The sequence below is a fragment of the Enterobacter sp. 237C8 genome (assembly GCF_034106865.1).
GTDB classification, from domain to species: Bacteria; Pseudomonadota; Gammaproteobacteria; order Enterobacterales; family Enterobacteriaceae; genus Enterobacter; species Enterobacter asburiae_B.
Genome location: NZ_JAWNDF010000011.1, coordinates 27,071 through 47,414, shown reverse-complemented (window position 1 = coordinate 47,414; position 20,344 = coordinate 27,071). Strand labels below are relative to the sequence as shown.

The 20,344-nt window shown below is 58.4% G+C and carries 20 protein-coding genes; 11 read left to right on the top strand and 9 right to left on the bottom strand.

Annotated elements, in window-relative coordinates; genetic code table 11:
- Window positions 1-32 precede the first annotated feature (32 nt).
- Entirely contained in the window at window positions 33-869 is an 837-nt protein-coding gene (gene rhaS, locus USF70_RS19760; protein WP_232938979.1) for an HTH-type transcriptional activator RhaS, read from the bottom strand.
- A gap of 301 nt (window positions 870-1,170) precedes the next feature.
- Here rhaS and rhaB point away from each other — a divergent pair, with 301 nt between their 5' ends.
- From rhaB to rhaM, 5 genes are all read left to right on the top strand, one after another.
- Complete coding sequence (rhaB, locus tag USF70_RS19755) at window positions 1,171-2,640, top strand: rhamnulokinase (RefSeq protein ID WP_320735942.1); 1,470 nt, start codon at window positions 1,171-1,173, stop codon at window positions 2,638-2,640.
- Complete coding sequence (rhaA, locus tag USF70_RS19750; protein WP_320735941.1) at window positions 2,637-3,896, top strand: L-rhamnose isomerase; 1,260 nt, start codon at window positions 2,637-2,639, stop codon at window positions 3,894-3,896. The genes rhaB and rhaA overlap by 4 nt, the downstream gene beginning before the upstream one ends.
- A gap of 116 nt (window positions 3,897-4,012) precedes the next feature.
- Complete coding sequence (rhaD, locus tag USF70_RS19745) at window positions 4,013-4,843, top strand: rhamnulose-1-phosphate aldolase (protein WP_096151175.1); 831 nt, start codon at window positions 4,013-4,015, stop codon at window positions 4,841-4,843.
- A gap of 41 nt (window positions 4,844-4,884) precedes the next feature.
- Window positions 4,885-6,033 carry a lactaldehyde reductase gene (fucO, locus tag USF70_RS19740; protein ID WP_320735940.1) on the top strand — a complete coding sequence of 383 codons (1,149 nt, stop codon included), beginning with the start codon at window positions 4,885-4,887 and terminating at the stop codon, window positions 6,031-6,033.
- Complete coding sequence (gene rhaM / locus USF70_RS19735; RefSeq protein WP_320735939.1) at window positions 6,030-6,344, top strand: L-rhamnose mutarotase; 315 nt, start codon at window positions 6,030-6,032, stop codon at window positions 6,342-6,344. The genes fucO and rhaM overlap by 4 nt, the downstream gene beginning before the upstream one ends.
- On the opposite strand, the gene USF70_RS19730 is transcribed toward rhaM, so the two are convergent.
- From USF70_RS19730 to USF70_RS19715, 4 genes are all read right to left on the bottom strand, one after another.
- Entirely contained in the window at window positions 6,332-7,609 is a 1,278-nt protein-coding gene (locus tag USF70_RS19730; RefSeq protein WP_232938975.1) for an MFS transporter, read from the bottom strand. The genes rhaM and USF70_RS19730 overlap by 13 nt on opposite strands.
- A 44-nt stretch (window positions 7,610-7,653) precedes the next feature.
- The gene (locus tag USF70_RS19725; protein ID WP_320735938.1) at window positions 7,654-9,777 is read right to left on the bottom strand and encodes an alpha-galactosidase; all 2,124 of its coding nucleotides are present in this window, start codon (window positions 9,775-9,777) and stop codon (window positions 7,654-7,656) included.
- A gap of 103 nt (window positions 9,778-9,880) precedes the next feature.
- On the bottom strand, window positions 9,881-10,876 hold the full coding sequence (locus USF70_RS19720; protein WP_033146955.1) for a LacI family DNA-binding transcriptional regulator: 996 nt from the start codon (window positions 10,874-10,876) through the stop codon (window positions 9,881-9,883).
- 17 nt (window positions 10,877-10,893) lie between these two features.
- Window positions 10,894-11,442, bottom strand: a complete 549-nt coding sequence (locus USF70_RS19715) for a helix-turn-helix domain-containing protein (protein ID WP_033146956.1) — start codon at window positions 11,440-11,442, stop codon at window positions 10,894-10,896.
- Between the two features lie 103 nt (window positions 11,443-11,545).
- Between USF70_RS19715 and USF70_RS19710 the strand changes: the two genes are divergently transcribed.
- The gene (locus USF70_RS19710; protein ID WP_023309745.1) at window positions 11,546-12,205 is read left to right on the top strand and encodes an AzlC family ABC transporter permease; all 660 of its coding nucleotides are present in this window, start codon (window positions 11,546-11,548) and stop codon (window positions 12,203-12,205) included.
- Window positions 12,205-12,528, top strand: coding sequence for an AzlD domain-containing protein (locus tag USF70_RS19705; RefSeq protein WP_033146957.1), 324 nt, complete (start codon window positions 12,205-12,207; stop codon window positions 12,526-12,528). Before USF70_RS19710 ends, USF70_RS19705 begins: the two co-directional genes overlap by 1 nt.
- Window positions 12,529-12,567: 39 nt before the next feature.
- On the opposite strand, the gene USF70_RS19700 is transcribed toward USF70_RS19705, so the two are convergent.
- The gene (locus tag USF70_RS19700) at window positions 12,568-12,780 is read right to left on the bottom strand and encodes a DUF1471 domain-containing protein (RefSeq protein WP_033146958.1); all 213 of its coding nucleotides are present in this window, start codon (window positions 12,778-12,780) and stop codon (window positions 12,568-12,570) included.
- A 114-nt stretch (window positions 12,781-12,894) separates the two neighbouring features.
- The gene (gene fdhD, locus USF70_RS19695; protein WP_232938973.1) at window positions 12,895-13,731 is read right to left on the bottom strand and encodes a formate dehydrogenase accessory sulfurtransferase FdhD; all 837 of its coding nucleotides are present in this window, start codon (window positions 13,729-13,731) and stop codon (window positions 12,895-12,897) included.
- Between the two features lie 373 nt (window positions 13,732-14,104).
- Here fdhD and fdnG point away from each other — a divergent pair, with 373 nt between their 5' ends.
- Genes fdnG through fdhE form a run of 4 tightly spaced genes read left to right on the top strand, consistent with a single transcriptional unit; the run spans window position 14,105 to window position 19,628 of the window.
- Entirely contained in the window at window positions 14,105-17,155 is a 3,051-nt protein-coding gene (gene fdnG, locus USF70_RS19690) for a formate dehydrogenase-N subunit alpha (protein WP_094935278.1), read from the top strand.
- A gap of 12 nt (window positions 17,156-17,167) precedes the next feature.
- Window positions 17,168-18,070: a formate dehydrogenase subunit beta gene (gene fdxH, locus USF70_RS19685; protein WP_320735937.1), complete on the top strand. Its 903-nt coding sequence runs from the start codon at window positions 17,168-17,170 to the stop codon at window positions 18,068-18,070.
- The gene (gene fdoI, locus USF70_RS19680; protein WP_010436852.1) at window positions 18,067-18,702 is read left to right on the top strand and encodes a formate dehydrogenase cytochrome b556 subunit; all 636 of its coding nucleotides are present in this window, start codon (window positions 18,067-18,069) and stop codon (window positions 18,700-18,702) included. The genes fdxH and fdoI overlap by 4 nt, the downstream gene beginning before the upstream one ends.
- Window positions 18,699-19,628: a formate dehydrogenase accessory protein FdhE gene (gene fdhE / locus USF70_RS19675; protein WP_023309751.1), complete on the top strand. Its 930-nt coding sequence runs from the start codon at window positions 18,699-18,701 to the stop codon at window positions 19,626-19,628. The genes fdoI and fdhE overlap by 4 nt, the downstream gene beginning before the upstream one ends.
- 39 nt (window positions 19,629-19,667) lie before the next feature.
- Here the strand turns inward: fdhE and USF70_RS19670 are convergent, their stop codons facing one another.
- Together USF70_RS19670 and USF70_RS19665 are read right to left on the bottom strand one after the other, a co-directional pair.
- Window positions 19,668-20,039: a type II toxin-antitoxin system VapC family toxin gene (locus USF70_RS19670; RefSeq protein ID WP_182382869.1), complete on the bottom strand. Its 372-nt coding sequence runs from the start codon at window positions 20,037-20,039 to the stop codon at window positions 19,668-19,670.
- A gap of 2 nt (window positions 20,040-20,041) precedes the next feature.
- Window positions 20,042-20,284, bottom strand: a complete 243-nt coding sequence (locus tag USF70_RS19665; protein WP_094935276.1) for a CopG family transcriptional regulator — start codon at window positions 20,282-20,284, stop codon at window positions 20,042-20,044.
- Window positions 20,285-20,344 lie beyond the last annotated feature (60 nt).

The following is a 20,344-nucleotide window of genomic DNA, read 5'->3' as shown; positions in this document are numbered from 1 at the left end:
TTTGCGGAAATAAAACGGTGACTGCCCTCGCGTTACTGAAGCATCGCGTCTTTTCCCTGGCGAATATCGCGCGGAGACCAGTTAAATTCCCGGCGAAATAGCGTTGAAAAGTGATTGCTGTCGCCAAAACCGCAGCAATAGGCAATATCAGTGACGCTATCGTCGGTATGACGTAAAAGATGACGCGCTTTGATCAGGCGCAGACGGTTAAGGTAGCGTTGCGGCGTCAGTCCGGTGTGCTGTTTAAGCTGGCGATGCAGGGTACGCAACGACAGGGAAAAATCATCCGCAAGCGTTTCCCAGCAGACATCCTCGGCAAAATGATCTTCCAGCCAGGCCATCAGATGGTTCAGGCGCGCGTTGTTATCTTCCAGCCCTTCCACCAGGCTGCTGCGGCGCAGCAGCACCAGAAGCTGCATAAACAGCAGTTCGCGCGTGGCAATGGCGTGCGTCTCCTGCCCGTCCTCGCTCTTCTCCATCTGGCTCACCAGCTGACGCACCTGCTGCAGGATGGACTGATTCACCCGCCAGTGCGACGGATAGTGTCCGTCTTGCTCCTGGGGCAACAGCTGGCTCAGCCCCGAAAGAAACTGGAACGCGTCCGGGGAACGGTAAAGCACATTCGTCAGACACAGGTTGTCGGTATGTTCATACAGGTGCCGGTCGTGGTCGCGCACGAAGCACACCGTACCGCCGCTGATGGTATAGGGCTGGCCATTGAAAACATGAATACCCGTCCCGCGCTCAACAATCACAATTTCGTGAAAATCATGATGATGCTCCGGGAACGCAGCCTGAGGAAGCCGTGGCTCAATCGCGACAGGCGAACCTCCTGAAGGAAAAAAATCCACGCAGTGCAGTACGGTCATAACGGCCCCCACCAATGAAAAATGTTCTCAAAATAGTAATTAAGGCCTCCCACACTCACCTTCAATTTTTGGCAGTAAACCTCGCAAAAGCTGTCCATTTTTCAAGAAACAGGGGGAAAGATCGGGAAATGCGCCCAGCGTCACACTGCCTGAGCATCCCGCCACTGCTGGAAACTGTGAACGCCCTCACATTCACCTTTGCTTTCTTGCCAGCGCGAGATTTGGCCTGTCAGTGGTGAGAAGGTGACTTTTTCTTCCCTTTTTTACACTCACCGCTAATGACTTAAGAAAGGACCCGACCATGACTTTTCGCCATTGTGTGGCTGTCGATTTAGGCGCATCCAGCGGCCGCGTAATGCTCGCGAGCTGGGACCGTGAGCAGCACGCGCTTTCGCTTCGCGAAATGCACCGTTTCGCCAACTGCCTGCAAAAGCAGGACGGTTTTGATACCTGGGATATCGATGCCCTGGAGGCGGAGATCCGTACCGGACTGAACAACGTCTGCAACGACGGCATTCGCATCGACAGCATCGGCATTGATACCTGGGGCGTGGACTACGTGCTGCTTGATAGCCATGGCGAGCGCGTCGGCTTGCCGGTGTCTTATCGCGACAGCCGCACCGACGGCCTGATGGCGCACGCTATCGCCCAGCTTGGCAAGGACAACATCTACGGGCGCAGCGGCATCCAGTTTCTGCCGTTTAACACGCTTTATCAGCTGCGTGCTTTGGTCGAGCAACAGCCGGAGTTGGTCGCGGACGTGGCCCATGCGCTGCTGATCCCGGACTACCTGAGCTATCGCCTGACCGGCAACATGAACTGGGAATATACCAACGCCACCACCACGCAGCTGGTCAATATCAACTCGGATAGCTGGGATGAACATCTGCTGGCCTGGACGGGGGCGTCGCCTTCCTGGTTCGGCACACCCACCCACCCGGGTAACGTGATCGGTCACTGGATTTGCCCCCAGGGGAACGCAATCCCCGTCGTTGCCGTCGCCAGCCACGATACCGCCAGCGCGGTAATAGCGTCCCCACTTGCAAGCAAAGACGCGGCTTACCTCTCGTCCGGCACCTGGTCGCTGATGGGCTTTGAGAGCAAAACCCCGTACGCCAGCGATGCCGCGATGGCGGCAAACATTACCAACGAAGGCGGTGCCGAAGGGCGCTACCGAGTACTGAAAAACATCATGGGGCTGTGGCTGCTCCAGCGGGTGCTGAAAGAGCAGAACATTACCGACCTGCACGCGCTTATCGCCGAAACGGAGAAGCTGAAGGCCTGCACGTTCCTGATCAACCCGAACGATGACCGCTTTATCAACCCGGCGCACATGAGCGCCGAAATTCAGACCGCCTGCGTCGAGGGCGGGCAACCGGTGCCGTCGAGCCCTTCCGAACTGGCGCGCTGCATTTTTGACAGCCTCGCCCTGCTGTATGCCGACATCCTCAGCGAGCTGGCGAGCCTTCGCGGAAAACCGTTCAGCCAGCTGCATATCGTGGGCGGCGGCTGCCAGAACCAGCTGCTGAACCAGCTCTGCGCCGATGCCTGCGGCATCACCGTGGTGGCGGGTCCCGTGGAGGCCTCCACGCTCGGGAATATCGGCATTCAGCTGATGACCCTGGACGAACTTTCCAGCGTTGATGACTTCCGTTCTGTGGTGGCGGCTAACGCCAGCCTGACCACCTTCACCCCCAATCCCTGCCGTGAAATTGCTCGCTTTCGGGCGCAGTTTCAGCAAAACCGACTGACTAAGGAGCTTTGCGCATGACAACTCAATTAGAACAAGCCTGGGGCCTGGCTAAACAGCGTTTCGCCGCCGTCGGCGTGGATGTCGAAGAGGCGCTTCGCCAGCTCGACCGTCTGCCCGTCTCCATGCACTGCTGGCAGGGCGATGACGTCGCCGGTTTCGAGAACCCAGGCGGTTCCCTGACGGGTGGTATTCAGGCCACCGGTAACTACCCGGGCAAAGCGCGTAACGCGACCGAACTGCGCGCCGACCTGGAGATGGCGCTGAGCCTGATCCCGGGGCCAAAACGCCTGAACCTGCATGCGATTTATCTCGAATCCGACGAGCCGGTGGCGCGCAACGAAATCAAACCGGAACACTTTAAGAACTGGGTGGAGTGGGCCAAAGCCAACCGGCTGGGCCTGGACTTTAATCCGTCCTGTTTCTCACATCCGCTGAGCGCGGACGGTTTTACCCTCGCCCACGCGGACGACGACATCCGCCAGTTCTGGATCGACCACGTGAAGGCCAGCCGCCGCGTTTCGGCCTATTTCGGCGAGCAGCTCGGCACGCCGTCGGTGATGAACATCTGGATCCCGGACGGCATGAAGGATATCACCGTCGACCGTCTGGCCCCGCGCCAGCGCCTGCTGGCCGCGCTGGATGAGGCCATCAGCGAGAAGCTGGACCCGGCGCACCACATCGACGCCGTAGAGAGCAAGCTGTTCGGCATTGGCGCCGAGAGCTACACCGTGGGCTCGAACGAGTTCTACATGGGTTACGCCACCAGCCGCCAGACCGCGCTGTGTCTGGATGCCGGCCACTTCCACCCGACCGAGGTGATCTCCGACAAAATCTCCGCCGCCATGCTCTACGTGCCGCGCCTGCTGCTGCACGTCAGCCGTCCGGTACGCTGGGACAGCGATCACGTGGTGCTGCTGGATGACGAAACCCAGGCGATTGCCAGCGAAATCATCCGTCACGACCTCTTTGACCGCGTACACATCGGCCTCGACTTCTTCGATGCTTCCATCAACCGCATCGCAGCGTGGGTTATCGGCACCCGCAACATGAAGAAAGCCCTGCTGCGCGCGCTGCTGGAGCCTGTCGCCGCGCTGAAACAGCTGGAGGCTAACGGCGACTACACCGCCCGTCTGGCGCTGCTGGAAGAGCAGAAATCCCTGCCGTGGCAGGCGGTGTGGGAGATGTACTGTCAGCGTAACGACGCCCCGGCGGGCAGCCAGTGGCTGGACAACGTGCGGGCATACGAGAAAGACGTGTTGAGTCAGCGCGGGTAATTTTGCCCTCACCCTAACCCTCTCCCACAGGGAGAGGGAACTTTTACCCCCTCTCCCTGTGGGAGAGGGCCGGGGTGAGGGTTCAACCTCACCGCGATAACTGGAAAATGAAGACTATGCAGACCATCACCACTTCCTGGTTCGTCCAGGGCATGATCAAAGCCACCTCCGACGCCTGGCTGAAAGGCTGGGACGAGCGCAACGGCGGCAACCTGACGCTGCGCCTGGACGACGCGGATATTGAACCGTTCGCGGCCGATTTCCACCAGAAGCCGCGCTATATCGCGCTGAGCCAGCCGATGCCGCTGCTCGCCAACACGCCGTTTATCGTCACCGGTTCCGGCAAGTTCTTCCGTAACGTCCAGCTCGACCCGGAGGCCAACCTCGGCGTGGTGAAAGTGGACAGCGACGGCGCGGGCTACCACATTCTGTGGGGCCTGACCGACGAGGCGGTGCCCACCTCCGAACTGCCGGCGCACTTCCTCTCCCACTGCGAGCGCATCAGGGCGACGAACGGCAAAGACCGCGTGATCATGCACTGCCACGCCACCAACCTGATCGCCCTGACCTACGTGCTGGAAAACAGCGCCGACTTCATCACCCGCAAGCTGTGGGAAGGCAGTACCGAGTGTCTGGTGGTGTTCCCGGACGGCGTGGGCATTCTGCCGTGGATGGTGCCGGGTACCGACGAAATCGGCCAGGCAACCGCCGTTGATATGCAAAAACATGCTCTGGTGCTGTGGCCGTTCCACGGCGTGTTCGGCAGCGGCCCAACGCTGGATGAAACCTTTGGCCTGATCGACACCGCCGAGAAATCAGCGGAAGTGCTGGTGAAGGTGTTCTCCATGGGCGGCATGAAGCAGACCATTTCCCGGGAAGAACTCATCGCCCTCGGCAAGCGCTTTGGCGTGAGCCCGTTGCAATCCGCGCTGGATTTGTACGCATAACGCCTTCGCAGGACAAACGTTGATCGTTAAGGAGAATTATCATGAGCTTTATGTTGGCACTTCCAAAAATCAGCCTTCACGGCGCGGGCGCAATCGGCGATATGGTCAACCTGGTTGCGAGCAGGCAGTGGGGCAAAGCGCTGATTGTCACCGACGGCCAGCTGGTAAAGCTGGGCCTGCTCGACAGCCTGTTTACCGCGCTGGACGCCCATCAGATGTCGTATCACCTGTTCGACGAGGTGTTCCCGAACCCGACGGAAGCGCTGGTGCAAAAAGGATTTTCGGCTTACCGGGACGCGGAGTGTGATTACGTGATTGCCTTCGGCGGCGGCAGCCCGATTGATACCGCCAAGGCGATCAAAATCCTCACCGCCAACCCCGGCCCGTCAACCGATTATTCCGGCGTCGGCAAGGTGAAAAATGCGGGCGTGCCGCTGGTGGCAATTAACACCACCGCAGGCACGGCGGCGGAGATGACCAGCAATGCGGTGATCGTCGACTCCGCGCGGCAGGTGAAAGAGGTGATTATCGACCCGAACATCATCCCGGACATCGCCGTAGACGATGCCAGCGTGATGCTCGATATTCCCGCCTCCGTGACCGCCGCAACCGGTATGGATGCCCTGACCCACGCCATTGAAGCCTACGTGTCCGTTGGCGCGCACCCGCTCACCGACGCCAACGCGCTGGAAGCCATTCGCCTGATCAACCTGTGGCTGCCGGAAGCGGTCGAAGACGGTCATAACCTTGAGGCGCGCGAGCAGATGGCGTTTGGTCAGTATCTGGCGGGCATGGCGTTTAACAGTGCGGGTCTCGGCCTTGTGCATGCCCTGGCGCACCAGCCGGGCGCGACGCACAACCTGCCGCACGGCGTATGCAACGCCATCCTGCTGCCGATCGTCGAAAGCTTTAACCGCCCGAACGCGGTCGCGCGTTTTGCCCGCGTGGCGCAGGCGATGGGCGTCGATACCCGCGGCATGAGCGATGAAGCCGCCAGCATGTCCGCCATTCAGGCGATCCGCAACCTGAGCGCTCGCGTCGGCATCCCTACGGGCTTTAGCCAGCTCGGCGTGACCAAAGCCGATATTGAAGGCTGGCTGGATAAAGCGCTCGCCGATCCGTGTGCGCCGTGCAATCCGCGCGCCGCCAGCCGCGATGAGGTCCGCGAGCTGTACCTGGAGGCACTATGATCCGCAAAGCCTTTGTGATGCAGGTCAACCCGGACGCGCACGAGGAGTACGCGCGTCGACACAATCCGATCTGGCCGGAGCTGGAAAAGGTGTTGAAAGACCACGGCGCACACCACTACGCCATTTATCTCGATAGGGCCCGCAGCCTGCTGTTCGCGACCGTAGAGATTGAATCAGAAGAGCACTGGAGCGCGGTAGCGAATACCGACGTCTGCCAGCGCTGGTGGAAACATATGGGCGACGTCATGCCGTCGAACCCGGATAACAGCCCGGTGAGTACCGAGCTGAAAGAGGTCTTTTACCTGGACTGATGTGTTAACGCTGCTGCCCCCGCGGCGGCGGCGATCTCCTGCCTGCTGCTCAGCGTAAACGCCGACACCACCGTAATCGCCAGCACGAAACAGCCCAGCATCAGATACGTCTCCTGGAAGCCGATCCGGTCATACATATTCCCGGCAAAAGCGGAGAGGAAAATGGCCGCCGACTGCTTGGCGAACTGGAAGCCGATCAGATAGATAGTCGCTGACAGTCGGGTATCAAACACCCCGGTGATGTACTTAAATGCGCCCACCAGCAGGAACGGGACTTCCAGCGCGTGCAGCATCTTGAGGGCAATCACCTCCACGGCGGTGGTGGCGAACGAGGAGCCGATAATGCGCGTCGCCATAATCACCCCGGCGATCAGCAGCGTGTTCTTCGCGCCGATGCGGTTAATGATCCACGGCGAGCAGAACATAATGACGGCATTACAAATCTCCCCCGCAGTCGTTGCGAAACCAAAGGCGCGGGTTCCTTCCTGCGGCGTGGCGAAGAAGGTTTTAAAGAAGGTGGCAAACTGCTGGTCGAAAACGTCATACACGCAGGCCACGCCAATCACATAGAGGATAAACATCCACATTCTGCGCTGGCGGAACAGGTTGAACACGGTTTTGGCGGTGATTTGCGGCTGGTTCGCGCCCAGGGCATCCATGACCTGCGCCGTCTGGTTGGGCTTTGGCTTCGCCACCACCAGCAGCAGCATCAGCAGCAATGCCGCTCCCGATCCCATCCAGAAAACGTACGATGGATCGATGCCGAACAGGATGCCGCCCGTTGAGGCGCACAAGCCCCAGCCGAGGCAGCCAAACATCCGCGCCTTGCCGTACTCAAAGAAGCTGTTGCGGCTCACGCGCTCAATGTAGGCCTCAATCGCCCCCGATCCGGCCGAGAAGACAAAACCGATATACAGCCCGCCGCTCAGCGCGCCCAGCCAGATATTGGCTTTCAGCAGCGGCGCGAAGACGAACAGGAAGAACGGCGCGAACAGAAACAGCAGCACCGCGATGATCCAAAGAAGGTGTTTTTTCAGCCCCAGCTTGTCCGAAATCACGCCCAGCACTGGCTGGAAGGCGATAGCCGACAGCGAGATGCAGGAGAAGACAATCCCGGTGTGGGTTTTATTCAGGCCGATGATGTCCGACAGCCAAATCGGCAGGAACGGAAAGCAGGTGGCCATGATGAAGAAGTAGAGAAAGAAGAACAGCCCAAAGATCCAGAAGTTAGGGTTGTCTTTGTGGGTACAGGTTGTTGTGTTCATTATTTTTATCCTCAACGGAGGGCCGGCTGCCCGGCCCGTCACCCTTACACGCGTTCGACGCCAATCAGAATGGCGGTTTCCGGATCCAGAATCGGCAGCGCAATGCCCGCCTGCATCAGCCACTCGCCGCTCACCGTTTGCGGCGTTTCCATCCACATCGGCAGCTTGCGCATGGTGTGCCCTCCCTCACCCGTAATCTGAATATTCGGGTGATCGAGCAGCGTGACGCGGTACCGCGCGCTGGCCTCCAGCCCCGCCATGCGCAGCGGCATCATCAGGCTGTAGTCCGGCATCGCGAGCTGGCTGACCATAAACAGCCCCTGAGCCTTATCTTCGCTAACAATACCCTGCGCCAGCGTGGTGGCGTCCGGCATATCAATTCGCCACTGGGTGCCGTGGTGAATGACCTCCCGCCACTGCTTGTGCAGCGCGGCGTAATGGCGATAGCCTTCGCGCTCCTGTGCGTCCACGGTGAGCGGATCCAGCTCCAGTCCCATATGGCCAAACAGAGCCGTCAGCCCGCGAAACTGGATGCTATGCTGGCGGAAGGTGGCGTGGCATTGATGATGACCGATATGCGCGCCTATTATCTCCGGCGGGAAGAAATAGCTCATGCCGCGCTGGATGGTGCTGCGCTCCAGCGCGTCGTTGTTGTCGGACGCCCAGAAGCGGTGGCTGCGGGTCAGTACCTCATAATCAATGCGACCGCCGCCGGAGGAGCAGGATTCAAACTCAATATGCGGGAAGCGCTCGCCCAGCACGTCCAGCAGGCGGTAAAACTGGCGGGTCTGGGCGTCGGCGGCGGCTTTACCGTTGTGTCCAGGCTGCACCAGCTCGCGGTTCATGTCCCACTTCACGTAGTCGACCGCATGCTCGCCCAGCAGCCAGCTCATGCGCTCCACCAGGTAATCAAAGGCCTCCGGGATGCTGAGATTGAGCACCAGCTGGTGTCGTCCGGTCGCCCGGGGATAGCCCGGCAGCGCCAGTACCCAGTCAGGATGCGCGCGGTACAAATCTGAATCCGGGTTGATCATCTCCGGCTCAACCCAGATGCCAAACTCCATGCCGAGCCGTTTGACGTGGTCGATCACCGGCGTCAGGCCGTTCGGGTATTTTTTCTCGTCCAGATACCAGTCGCCCAGCGCGGCATGGTCGTCGTTACGGCCTTTGAACCAGCCGTCATCAATGATGAAGCGCTCCACGCCCAGCGCGGCAGCCTCGTCGGCCATGCGCTTAATGTAGTCCGGATCGTGGTTGAAGTAGATCCCTTCCCAGGTATTGAGGTGCACCGGGCGCGGTTTGTTTTCCGGGAAGCGGATGACGTTGTTGCGCAGGTAGCGATGAAACGGCTGGCTCATGCCGTTCAGGCCCTGCGTGGAGTAGCTGGCATACAGGCGCGGCGTCCAGAGCGTATCGCCCTCCTCAACCGCCATTTCACCCGGCAGGTAGAGCGCTTCGGCCTGAAGATAGCGACGACCGTCGGTTTTCGCTTCCGCGCGCAGGCGGTGATTACCGCTCCAGCCCAGATGCACGCCCCAGACGTCGCCCTGCATTTCGCTGAACGACGGCGTACCGGCAATCAGCGCCGGGAAGTGCTCGTGGGAGGTTTTACCCCGACGGTTTTCAATCACGAAGCTGTCGTGTTCAAGCTTTACGCGGTGCGGCTGAAACTCTCTGATCCAGCGTCCGTGGAAGGCCATCACCTCCTGCGCGCGCTCGGCCACCGGCAGCGTGACGGCGAAACGGTCAACCTGCCAGGGGATCGCTTTCAGGTTCGTTAAACCGTGACGAACCACCAGCACGCCGCTGGCATCCAGCACCAGCTCGCTGGTCAGGCGCAGGCCCGCATGCTCATCTTCGGCGGTAATCGTCAGGGTGTTTACGTCCTGCTGCACCTGCGTGGTTTTGAACACCGGGGAACCGTCCAGCCCCTGGCGATGACCCTCAATGCCAGGCGAACCAAACAGACCATGCCCCAGCTCGGCCATCAGCGTGACCGGGGAGTCGACGTCAAGCCTGCCGTTGGCAACGGGACGTGCGAGCGTAGCAACATCCTGCGGCGAAAAGTGCTGAAGGTGAGGCCCCCAGTAGAGAATTTCGGCGAACGGATGGGTTTTGATCACCACGTCTACCGTCGTGGTTTCGAGTCGTAAAACGGGATCTTGCATCAGACATCTCCTGTCATCGGGATGATCTGAGTGTTGATCCGAAACGTTTCGGATACAAACCAAAACGTTTCGGTTCTGTGATCGGGTTTGGAATTTTAGTGGTTTAGGCCGTCTGGCCCGGAGAGAATTCAGGCTGCCAGAGCACCTGAAGCTGTTCAATATCGTCGCCGTTAATCAGCTGACGCACCATATTGGCAATCTGTTTCCCGACGCCCTGGCGGGTGGACTGGATCACCGACGCCACCTCAATATCAACGATGCTGTCCTGCGGCAGGCCATCATAGACCACCAGCGAGACGGCGTTGTCGCCGGATAAACGCCCCAGCTGCGCCAGCGCCATCGCCGCGCCGTCGCCGTGGGTGTTGCAGTCGGTGATGATGGCCGTTGGCGGCTGCGGCAGGGCAAGCAGTTCTTTGGTGGTGGCATACCCGACGCGGCGCGAAGGCGGCATGGCGCGCAGCCATTCGCTGGAAAGCCCGGCTTCCCGCAGGGCGTCGAGATAACCCTGACGGCGCTGGGTGATAAATGCCTGATTGTTGCTTTCGCCAAGTAGCGCGATACGCTGATGGCCTTTCTCGATCAGCCAGCGGGTAGCCTGATGCGTACCGGCGTAGTTGTCGAAGTCAAACCACGCGTACGGCTGCGGAAGGTGGCTGCGCCCGAGCGCCAGGAAAGGAAAACCGGCGGCCTGCAGCTGCTCAAGACGGGGATCGTGATCCAGCGTGTGCGCCACGATCAGCGCGTCGACGCGGCGGCTTTGCACCATGCGCATATAGCTGTGCTTATCCGCCAGATCGTCGTCGGCGATGAGCAACAGGTCGATCTCATGTCGCGCCAGTTCGTGGCTAATTTCGCCGACCATGTCCATAAATACGCTGTTATTGAGCGGAACAGGGTGTACGGGAAACACCAGCCCGACGGCGTCAATTTTGCCCATCTTCAGGCGACGGGCGAAGGTGTTCGGTCGGTAACCACGGCGCTGAGCCTCCGCTTCCACGCGTGCGCGCGTCTCGGCGGAGACGTCGTCATATCCGTTGAGGGCGCGGCTGACGGTGGTGACTGACAGCCCCAGTTCTTTAGCAATGGCTTTAAGCGACATGAGTTTCCGTATCTCTGTTAGTTTTGTTCCGCCACCAGCAGCGCGTGCGTATCCGGCTCCAGCGCCTTAAAAATATGCGGCAGATCGGCGGGATAACAGATGTAATCTCCCGGGCCGAGTTCTTCCGCCGCGTCGATCAGGCCGACTAACGCGCGCCCCTGCGTCACAATAATGTGTTCAACGGACCCCGGCGGATGCGGCTGGGAAATGCGGTCTGCGCCCGGCTGGGTAAGCAGAAGGTATACGTCGCGTCGCGCGCCCGGCGGACATGCTGCCAGCAGTATCGCCTCGTAGTTGGCCTGTCCGGCAACGACCTTCGTACCTTCACCACGACGGATCACCTGAGTGGTAGGCTGCTGTGGTTCAAGCAGGCGGGCGAAAGGAATATCCAGCGCCACGCAAAGCGACCACAGCGTTTCGAGGCTCGGGTTACCGTTGCCTGATTCAAGCTGAGAAAGCGTGGATTTTGCGATCCCGGCACGGCGAGCGATTTCCGCCAGTGAAAGCCCGGTTCGCAGGCGTTCTCGCACCAGGCTTTTTGCGATTACGCTGATTGGCTGCGTCATAAAACGGCCTCTTTGTTCTTTAAATCGAACGAATCGTTCATCTTGAAAAACACTTCTGTTGCGTTCATTATAATGGATACCCGTTCGATATGGCTAAAAATGTATGAAGCATCATCTCTCTTGCCTGAAAGGCGACACCATAAAAGCAATCATCCTGGTCTGCCTCGCGGTCGGCGTGGTCGGGATGTCATACGGCTCCCTGGCGATGGCCTACGGTTTCCCGGTCTGGGTACCGTTTGTACTCTCCATCACCGTACTCGCGGGCGCGTCAGAGTTTATGTTTATTGGCATCGTGGCAAGCGGCGGTAACCCGCTGGCGGCCGCAGCCGCGGGGTTACTGGTCAACGCGCGGCACGTGCCGTTTGGCGTGACGGTGCGTGAGCTGGTCGGCAAACGCGGCCTGAGCCTGTTGGGCTGCCACATCATGAATGACGAAAGCGTGGTGTTTGGCCTGTCGCAAAAAACGCCCGAACAGCGCAAAGCGGCGTACTGGCTATGTGGTTTAGGCGTGGCGATTGTCTGGCCGCTGGGGGCCCTGCTGGGTGCCATGGTCGGCAAGCTGCTACCGGACCCGGAAACCATTGGCCTGGATGCGGTATTCCCGGCCATATTGCTGGCGCTGGTGGTTCCCGCGTTTAAAAACCGTACCACGCTGATCCGCGCCTGCAGTGGCGCCGCGCTGTCACTGGCCGCCGTGCCGTTTGCCCCGGTGGGATTACCGGTGCTGCTCTCCTTACTGGGTCTCGCTGCGAGGAAAAAATAATGGGAAATATGACGTTTTTTATTCTCGGTATCGCCATTTTGTCTGCGGGAACGTATCTGATGCGTCTTGGCGGGGCGAAACTGGGCAGCAGGCTGGCATTGTCAGAGCGTTCACAGGCGCTGCTGTCAGATGCGGCAACGGTATTGCTGTTTTCCGTGGCGCTGGCGACCACGTTTTATGAAGGTGACCACTTTGCCGGAATGGCGCGCGTGCTGGGCGTGGCGTTTGCGGTATTTCTGGCCTGGCGGAAAATGCCGTTAATTGTGGTGATCGTGGCGGCGGCAGTGGTAACCGCGCTGCTGCGCGTGGCGGGCATAAACTAAAAAAGCGCCCCGGGGGCGCTCTTTCGACGGTGTGACAGCTTATTTAGTCAGTTCAGCAGTCATGTGTACGCGGTTACCTGAGAACGCCTGGGTAATTTTGTAAGATGATGCGCCAGCATCCTGAGCCTGAGCCGCGATTTTAGCTTCTGCGCCATCAATGGTAGAGGCGGTTGCAGTCACGGTCTGTGCAGCGAAAGAACCGAAAGAAGTAGCCAGAGCGATTACAGCGACAAAAGTTTTGATGCTTTTCATTATATAAACCCTTTCATTAAGTTGTTTAGGTAAGGCACCGTGCCTTGATGAGATAAATACTAGACCTCATCACGAACAACTAAAAGCGGAAGGATTTGCTATTATCATTCAAAATTATTGATTAACTATTAATCGCTGCGGATGGGTATAAACGGTCGCCCTTCCCGGCTTGCAGAAGCCCACCAGCGTCAGGTTGCAGCGCTCCGCCACCTCCACCGCCAGCGTGGTCGCCGCCGACACCGCGAAGAGAATTTCCACACCGCACATCGCCGATTTTTGCACCATCTCATAGCTGGCGCGGCTGGAAACGAGTGCCGCCCCCTGCCTCCAGACATCACTTTCACGCGCACGGCGACCGAGCAGCTTGTCCAGCGCCACGTGGCGGCCCACGTCCTCGTGGCCCCCGGCAATATCGCCCGACGGCAACACCCATGCCGCCGCGTGCGTGCAGCCGCTCAGCTGGCCAATGGGCTGTACATCGTTCAGGTGCTCGAGCGCATGGTCGAGGTGAGCCAGATTAAAGGTCTGAGTAAACGGCAGTGGCGCAACGGGTTTGCCAATATCATTAAGTTGCTCAACGCCACACACGCCGCAGCCGGTACGCCCGGCCAGCGCGCGGCGGCGCTCTTTCAGCCCCATAAAGCGGCGGCTGGAGAGTTCGATTTGCACTTCAAGGCCGTTGCAAGCCTGCACCACGTCCATGCCGTAGATCTCCTGCGGATGGTCAATGATGCCTTCCGAGAGGGAAAAACCGATGGCGAACAGCTCGAGATCTTTCGGCGAAGCCATCATCACCACATGGGAGATACCGTTGTAAACGAGCGCAACGGGCACCTCTTCCGCCAGAAAATCCGGCGTGGCATTGGTAATGTGGGGCGGTCTGTGTACCGACAGTTCCACAATGCCCGCAGGCAGGGGTGACGAGTGGGGAGCACGGTTTTGTTTAGACACAGCGGTATTCCTGAACAACCACGGAGGTGAGCCTGCTATTGCATCACAAACAACAGGGCTTACGCATAGTATGGATCAACTTTTCAGCATCAAGTTTACCTACTCACTTGTGAGAGGTACAACAAAACGCATGCTACACCCCTTTAACATGCGGGGTTAATAATGTGATTAATATCACACTTTATAGTCAACAGGGTGATAATACGTTCACTTTGTATTAACGCCATTAGAACAGCTGTACCGACATTGTGGTATTCTGATGATATCCCTCGTGGAATTGAGGGATTAACGCAAATTTTTCTCCTTTGCGGTCAATTCTCAACCGCGAAGTTAAAACTACATATGTAAGCAATGTCGAAACAAGGAGTGACCCATGCAGGTCAGCAGAAGGCAGTTCTTTAAGATCTGCGCTGGCGGTATGGCAGGCACCACGGCAGCGGCACTGGGCTTTGCGCCCGGCGTAGCGCTGGCGGAAACGCGGCAGTATAAACTGCTGCGCACCCGTGAAACCCGTAATACCTGTACGTACTGCTCTGTCGGTTGCGGGCTGTTGATGTATAGCCTCGGCGACGGTGCTAAAAACGCCAAAGCGTCTATTTTCCATATCGAAGGCGACCCGGATCATCCGGTCAACCGCGGCGCATTGTGCCCGAAAGGGGCCGGTCTGGTGGACTTTATCCACTCCGAAAGCCGCCTCAAGTTCCCTGAATATCGCGCGCCTGGCTCCGATAAATGGCAGCAAATCAGCTGGGAAGAGGCGTTTGACCGCATCGCAAAACACATTAAAGAAGACCGCGATGCCAACTTTGTTGAGAAGAACGCCGACGGCGTCACGGTCAACCGCTGGCTCTCCACCGGGATGCTGTGTGCCTCTGCTTCCAGCAACGAAACCGGTTATTTAACCCAGAAATTTACGCGCGCACTCGGTATGCTCGCGGTCGACAACCAGGCGCGTGTCTGACACGGACCAACGGTAGCAAGTCTTGCTCCAACATTTGGTCGCGGTGCGATGACCAACCACTGGGTCGACATCAAGAACGCCAACCTCATTGTGGTGATGGGCGGTAACGCCGCTGAAGCGCACCCTGTCGGGTTCCGCTGGGCGATGGAAGCCAAAATCCACAACGGTGCGAAACTGATTGTGATCGATCCCCGCTTTACGCGTACTGCGTCAGTGGCGGATTTCTACACCCCAATTCGTTCAGGTACTGACATCACTTTCCTGTCAGGCGTATTGCTGTACCTGATGACCAACGAAAAATATAACCGCGAATACACCGAAGCTTATACCAACGCCAGCCTGATCGTGCGTGAGGATTACCACTTCGAAGATGGCCTGTTCAGCGGTTACGACGCCGAAAAACGCAAATACGACAAAACCAGCTGGAACTACGAGCTGGATGAAAAAGGCTTTGCGAAGCGCGACACCACCCTGCAACATCCGCGCTGCGTGTGGAACCTGCTGAAAGAGCACGTTTCCCGCTACACGCCGGAGGTGGTTGAGAATATCTGCGGTACGCCGAAGGCAGACTTCCTTAAGGTATGCGAGCTGATCGCCGAGACCAGCGCGAAAGATAAAACCGCGTCGTTCCTGTACGCCCTCGGCTGGACGCAGCACTCCATCGGCGCGCAGAACATCCGTACCATGGCGATGGTTCAGCTCCTGCTCGGCAACATGGGGATGGCAGGCGGCGGCGTGAACGCCCTGCGCGGTCACTCCAATATTCAGGGTCTGACCGACCTCGGCCTGCTGTCTCAAAGCCTGCCGGGTTACATGAACCTGCCAAGCGAGAAACAGACCGACCTGCAAACCTACCTGACGGCCAGCACGCCTAAACCGCTGCTCGAAGGCCAGGTAAACTACTGGGGCAACTATCCGAAGTTCTTCGTCTCAATGATGAAAGCCTTCTTCGGCGACAAAGCGACGGCTGAAAACAGCTGGGGCTTTGACTGGCTGCCGAAGTGGGACAAAGGTTACGACGTTCTGCAGTATTTCGAGATGATGCACCAGGGCAAAGTGAACGGCTATCTGTGCCAGGGCTTTAACCCGGTTGCCTCGTTCCCGAACAAGAACAAGGTTGTTGAGTCTCTGTCGAAGCTGAAGTTCCTGGTGACGATTGACCCGCTCAATACCGAGACCTCAACCTTCTGGCAGAACCACGGTGAATCGAACGACGTCGATCCGTCGAAGATTCAGACCGAAGTGTTCCGTCTGCCGTCGACCTGCTTCGCGGAAGAGAACGGTTCTATCGTCAACTCCGGACGCTGGCTGCAGTGGCACTGGAAAGGCGCGGACGCCCCGGGCATCGCCATGAACGACGGCGAGATCCTGGCCGGCATCTTCTTACGCCTGCGTAAGATGTATGCGGAAGAAGGCGGCGCGAACCCGGAACCGGTGCTGAACATGACCTGGAACTACTCGACGCCGGAAAACCCTGCGCCGGAAGAAGTGGCGATGGAGAGCAACGGTAAGGCGCTGGCGGACGTTATCGACCCGGCCACCGGTACCGTGCTGGCGAAGAAAGGCGATCAGCTCAGCACCTTCGCACACCTGCGCGATGACGGTACCACGTCAAGCGGCTGCTGGATCTTCGCCGGTAGCTGGACGCCGAAGGGCAACCAGATGGCCAACCGCGATAACGCCGACCCGTCAGGCCTGGGCAATACGCTGGGCTGGGCATGGGCATGGCCGCTCAACCGCCGTATCCTCTATAACCGCGCATCCGCTGACCCGCAGGGCAACCCGTGGGATCCGAAGCGTCAGCTTCTGAAGTGGGACGGCGCGAAATGGGGCGGCGTGGATATTCCGGACTACAGCACTGCCGCACCGGGCAGCGACGTTGGGCCGTTTATCATGCAGCCTGAAGGGATGGGACGTCTGTTTGCTATCGATAAGATGGCGGAAGGTCCGTTCCCGGAACACTACGAGCCGTTTGAGACGCCGCTGGGTACCAACCCGCTGCACCCGAACGTGGTCTCTAACCCGGCAGCCCGTATCTTTAAGGGCGATTTCGAAGCGCTGGGTAAAAAGGACAAGTTCCCGTACGTGGGTACCACCTACCGTCTGACCGAGCACTTCCACTACTGGACCAAGCACGCGCTGCTTAACGCCATCGCGCAGCCGGAACAGTTCGTGGAGATCGGCGAGAAGCTGGCGGGCAAGCTCGGCATTGCCCATGGCGATACCGTGAAGGTCTCCTCTAACCGCGGCTATATCAAGGCCAAGGCGGTGGTGACCAAGCGTATTCGCACGCTGAACGTTCACGGTCAGCAGGTGGATACCATCGGTATTCCGATCCACTGGGGCTATGAGGGCGTGGCGAAAAAAGGGTTCATTGCGAATACCCTGACGCCGTTCGTCGGCGATGCGAACACGCAGACGCCGGAGTTTAAGGCCTTCCTCGTGAATGTGGAAAAGGTGTAACGGAGACGACTTATGGCTTATCAATCTCAAGACATTATCCGTCGTTCCGCGACAAACAGTTTCACGCCCGCGCCTCAGGCGCGGGACCACCAGCAGGAAGTGGCGAAGCTTATCGACGTGACCACCTGTATTGGCTGTAAAGCCTGTCAGGTGGCGTGCTCGGAGTGGAACGATCTGCGTGACGAAGTGGGTCACAACGTCGGGGTGTACGACAACCCGGCGGACCTGACCGCCAAGTCCTGGACGGTGATGCGTTTCTCGGAAGTTGAGCAGAACGACAAACTGGAATGGCTTATCCGCAAAGACGGCTGTATGCACTGTGCGGATCCGGGCTGCCTGAAGGCATGTCCGTCAGAAGGGGCTATCATTCAGTATGCCAACGGTATCGTCGACTTCCAGTCCGAACAGTGCATCGGCTGCGGCTACTGCATCGCGGGCTGCCCGTTCGACGTACCGCGCCTGAACCCGGAAGACAACCGCGTCTACAAATGCACGCTGTGCGTTGACCGCGTCACCGTCGGCCAGGAGCCAGCGTGCGTGAAGACCTGCCCAACCGGCGCAATCCACTTTGGCTCCAAAGGGGATATGAAAACGCTGGCGGCAGAGCGCGTGGGCGAGCTGAAAACCCGCGGTTACGACAACGCGGGCCTGTACGATCCGGCCGGAGTTGGCGGTACGCACGTGATGTACGTGTTGCACCACGCCGACAAGCCGAACCTGTATCACGGCCTGCCGGAGAACCCGGAAATCAGCGCCACCGTGAAGTTCTGGAAAGGCATCTGGAAACCGCTGGCAGCGGTCGGTTTTGCTGCCACCTTCGCAGCGAGCATCTTCCACTACGTCGGCGTTGGTCCGAACCGCGCGGAAGAGGAAGACGACAACCTGCATGAAGAGAAAGACGAGGTGCGCAAATGAGAAAACGTGACACCATCGTGCGCTACACCGCGCCGGAACGCATCAACCACTGGGTCACCGCCTTCTGCTTCATGCTGGCGGCGATAAGCGGGCTGGGGTTCTTCTTCCCGTCCTTCAACTGGCTGATGCAGGTACTGGGTACGCCACAGCTGGCGCGCATCCTTCACCCGTTCGTGGGTGTGGTGATGTTTGCCTCGTTTATCATCATGTTTTTCCGCTACTGGCACCATAACCTAATCAATCGGGATGATATCTTTTGGGCGAAGAATATTCGTAAGATCGTCGTCAACGAGGAAGTGGGTGATACCGGGCGTTATAACTTCGGCCAGAAATGCGTATTCTGGGCGGCGATTATCTTCCTGGTCCTGTTGCTGGTGAGCGGCGTGATCATCTGGCGTCCGTACTTTGCGCCTGCTTTCTCAATCCCGGTGATCCGATTCGCGCTGATGCTGCATTCATTTGCCGCAGTGGCGTTAATTGTGGTTATCATGGTGCATATCTACGCCGCCCTCTGGGTGAAAGGCACCATTACCGCGATGGTGGAAGGATGGGTAACCAGTACGTGGGCGAAGAAACATCACCCGCGCTGGTACCGTGAAGTCCGCCAGAAACAGGAAAAGTCATCTGAATGAGTATTCGCATAATCCCGCAAGATGAGCTGGGGTCGAGCGAGAAACGCACGGCGGATTATATTCCGCCGTTGTTATTCCCCAGACTCAAGAACCTCTACAACCGCCGCGCAGAGCGTCTGCGCGAGCTGGCAGAGAACAACCCGCTGGGTGATTTTCTGCGCTTTGCCGCGCTGGTTGCCCACGCGCAGGAAGTGGTGCTGTACGACCACCCGCTGCAAATGGATCTGACCGCGCGCATCAAAGAAGCCAACGCGCAGGGCAAGCCGCCGCTGGACATTCACGTCCTGCCGCGCGACAAGCACTGGCAAAAGCTGCTGCATTCGCTGATTGCCGAGCTGAAGCCGGAGATGAGCGGCACCGCGCTGGCGGTCATTGAGAATCTGGAAAAAGCCTCTGACCTGGAGCTGGAAGAGATGGCGAGCGCGCTGTTTGCCTCCGACTTCGCTCTGGTGAGCAGCGATAAAGCGCCGTTTATCTGGGCTGCGCTGTCGCTCTACTGGGCGCAAATGGCAAGCCTGATCCCCGGTAAAGCCCGCGCCGAATACGGCGAGGCGCGCCAGTTCTGCCCAGTCTGCGGCTCCATGCCGGTATCGAGCATGGTGCAAATCGGCACCACTCAGGGGCTGCGCTACCTGCACTGCAACCTGTGTGAAACCGAGTGGCACGTGGTGCGCATCAAGTGCAGCAACTGCGAGCAGACCCGCGATCTGAACTACTGGTCGCTGGAAAATGAAGAAGCGGCAGTGAAAGCCGAAAGCTGCGGCGACTGCGGCACTTACCTGAAGATTCTGTATCAGGAAAAAGACCCGAAAGTCGAAGCCGTGGCCGACGATCTCGCCTCGCTGATTCTGGACGCGAAGATGGAGCAGGAGGGCTTTGCCCGCAGCTCGATCAACCCGTTCCTGTTCCCGGGTGAAGGGGAGTAATTCCCTCTGACAGTGCCGGGCGGTGCGAGCTTGCCCGGCCTACAGCTGGTAAGGTGAAACGACCCCGGTGATGCCCGAAAAGTCTTTCGTATTGCGTGAGATTAACGGGCAACTTCTGCTCTGAGCTGTGGCCAGAATGATAGCATCAGGCAGTTTCATTCCATGCTTCTCGCGCAAAATTACACTTCTTTCAGCGATATCTCGGGTGATATCAATAATCTCAAATACGCCCATCACTGTCGCAGTTTTCGCTTCGTGACCATGTTTGCGGGCCCCCACCATGACTTCCATCCATGTGATCAGACTAATGGCTCGATGAGAAGCTGTGCGATCAATTGCATCCGCAGCCTCAACGCGATTATTAAAAAGATCGATGAGTATATTGGTATCGAACACCGCCATGTGCTCCATGATTACCACTCCTCACGCAGCTTGCGTTCATACTCAAGCCCATCTTCCTGCTGGTTTCCCCACAAGCCAAGCGCATCGCGGATAACCGATGAACTCTGCTGGTCGAGATATTGCTCAATGGCTTCCCGAAGCAATTCGGCACGAGGCCGGTTACGCAGCTGCTTCAGATTATCCAGTCGTTGAATTACGTCATCAGACAAATCGATCAGAATTCTGCCCATATCAAGATCCGCGGAAAGAATCATATATCACCTTAGTATATCACTATTGTCTATTTTCAAGGCAACATACGCTTTCATTCAGAA

Bases quoted from the DNA above. Each gene is read 5' to 3' on its own strand.
- rhaS (WP_232938979.1), bottom strand. From the start codon at position 869: ATGACCGTACTGCACTGCGTGGATTTTTTTCCTTCAGGAGGTTCGCCT.
- rhaB (WP_320735942.1), top strand. From the start codon at position 1,171: ATGACTTTTCGCCATTGTGTGGCTGTCGATTTAGGCGCATCCAGCGGC.
- rhaA (WP_320735941.1), top strand. From the start codon at position 2,637: ATGACAACTCAATTAGAACAAGCCTGGGGCCTGGCTAAACAGCGTTTC.
- rhaD (WP_096151175.1), top strand. From the start codon at position 4,013: ATGCAGACCATCACCACTTCCTGGTTCGTCCAGGGCATGATCAAAGCC.
- fucO (WP_320735940.1), top strand. From the start codon at position 4,885: ATGAGCTTTATGTTGGCACTTCCAAAAATCAGCCTTCACGGCGCGGGC.
- rhaM (WP_320735939.1), top strand. From the start codon at position 6,030: ATGATCCGCAAAGCCTTTGTGATGCAGGTCAACCCGGACGCGCACGAG.
- USF70_RS19730 (WP_232938975.1), bottom strand. From the start codon at position 7,609: ATGAACACAACAACCTGTACCCACAAAGACAACCCTAACTTCTGGATC.
- USF70_RS19725 (WP_320735938.1), bottom strand. From the start codon at position 9,777: ATGCAAGATCCCGTTTTACGACTCGAAACCACGACGGTAGACGTGGTG.
- USF70_RS19720 (WP_033146955.1), bottom strand. From the start codon at position 10,876: ATGTCGCTTAAAGCCATTGCTAAAGAACTGGGGCTGTCAGTCACCACC.
- USF70_RS19715 (WP_033146956.1), bottom strand. From the start codon at position 11,442: ATGACGCAGCCAATCAGCGTAATCGCAAAAAGCCTGGTGCGAGAACGC.
- USF70_RS19710 (WP_023309745.1), top strand. From the start codon at position 11,546: ATGAAGCATCATCTCTCTTGCCTGAAAGGCGACACCATAAAAGCAATC.
- USF70_RS19705 (WP_033146957.1), top strand. From the start codon at position 12,205: ATGGGAAATATGACGTTTTTTATTCTCGGTATCGCCATTTTGTCTGCG.
- USF70_RS19700 (WP_033146958.1), bottom strand. From the start codon at position 12,780: ATGAAAAGCATCAAAACTTTTGTCGCTGTAATCGCTCTGGCTACTTCT.
- fdxH (WP_320735937.1), top strand. From the start codon at position 17,168: ATGGCTTATCAATCTCAAGACATTATCCGTCGTTCCGCGACAAACAGT.
- fdoI (WP_010436852.1), top strand. From the start codon at position 18,067: ATGAGAAAACGTGACACCATCGTGCGCTACACCGCGCCGGAACGCATC.
- fdhE (WP_023309751.1), top strand. From the start codon at position 18,699: ATGAGTATTCGCATAATCCCGCAAGATGAGCTGGGGTCGAGCGAGAAA.
- USF70_RS19670 (WP_182382869.1), bottom strand. From the start codon at position 20,039: ATGGAGCACATGGCGGTGTTCGATACCAATATACTCATCGATCTTTTT.
- USF70_RS19665 (WP_094935276.1), bottom strand. From the start codon at position 20,284: ATGATTCTTTCCGCGGATCTTGATATGGGCAGAATTCTGATCGATTTG.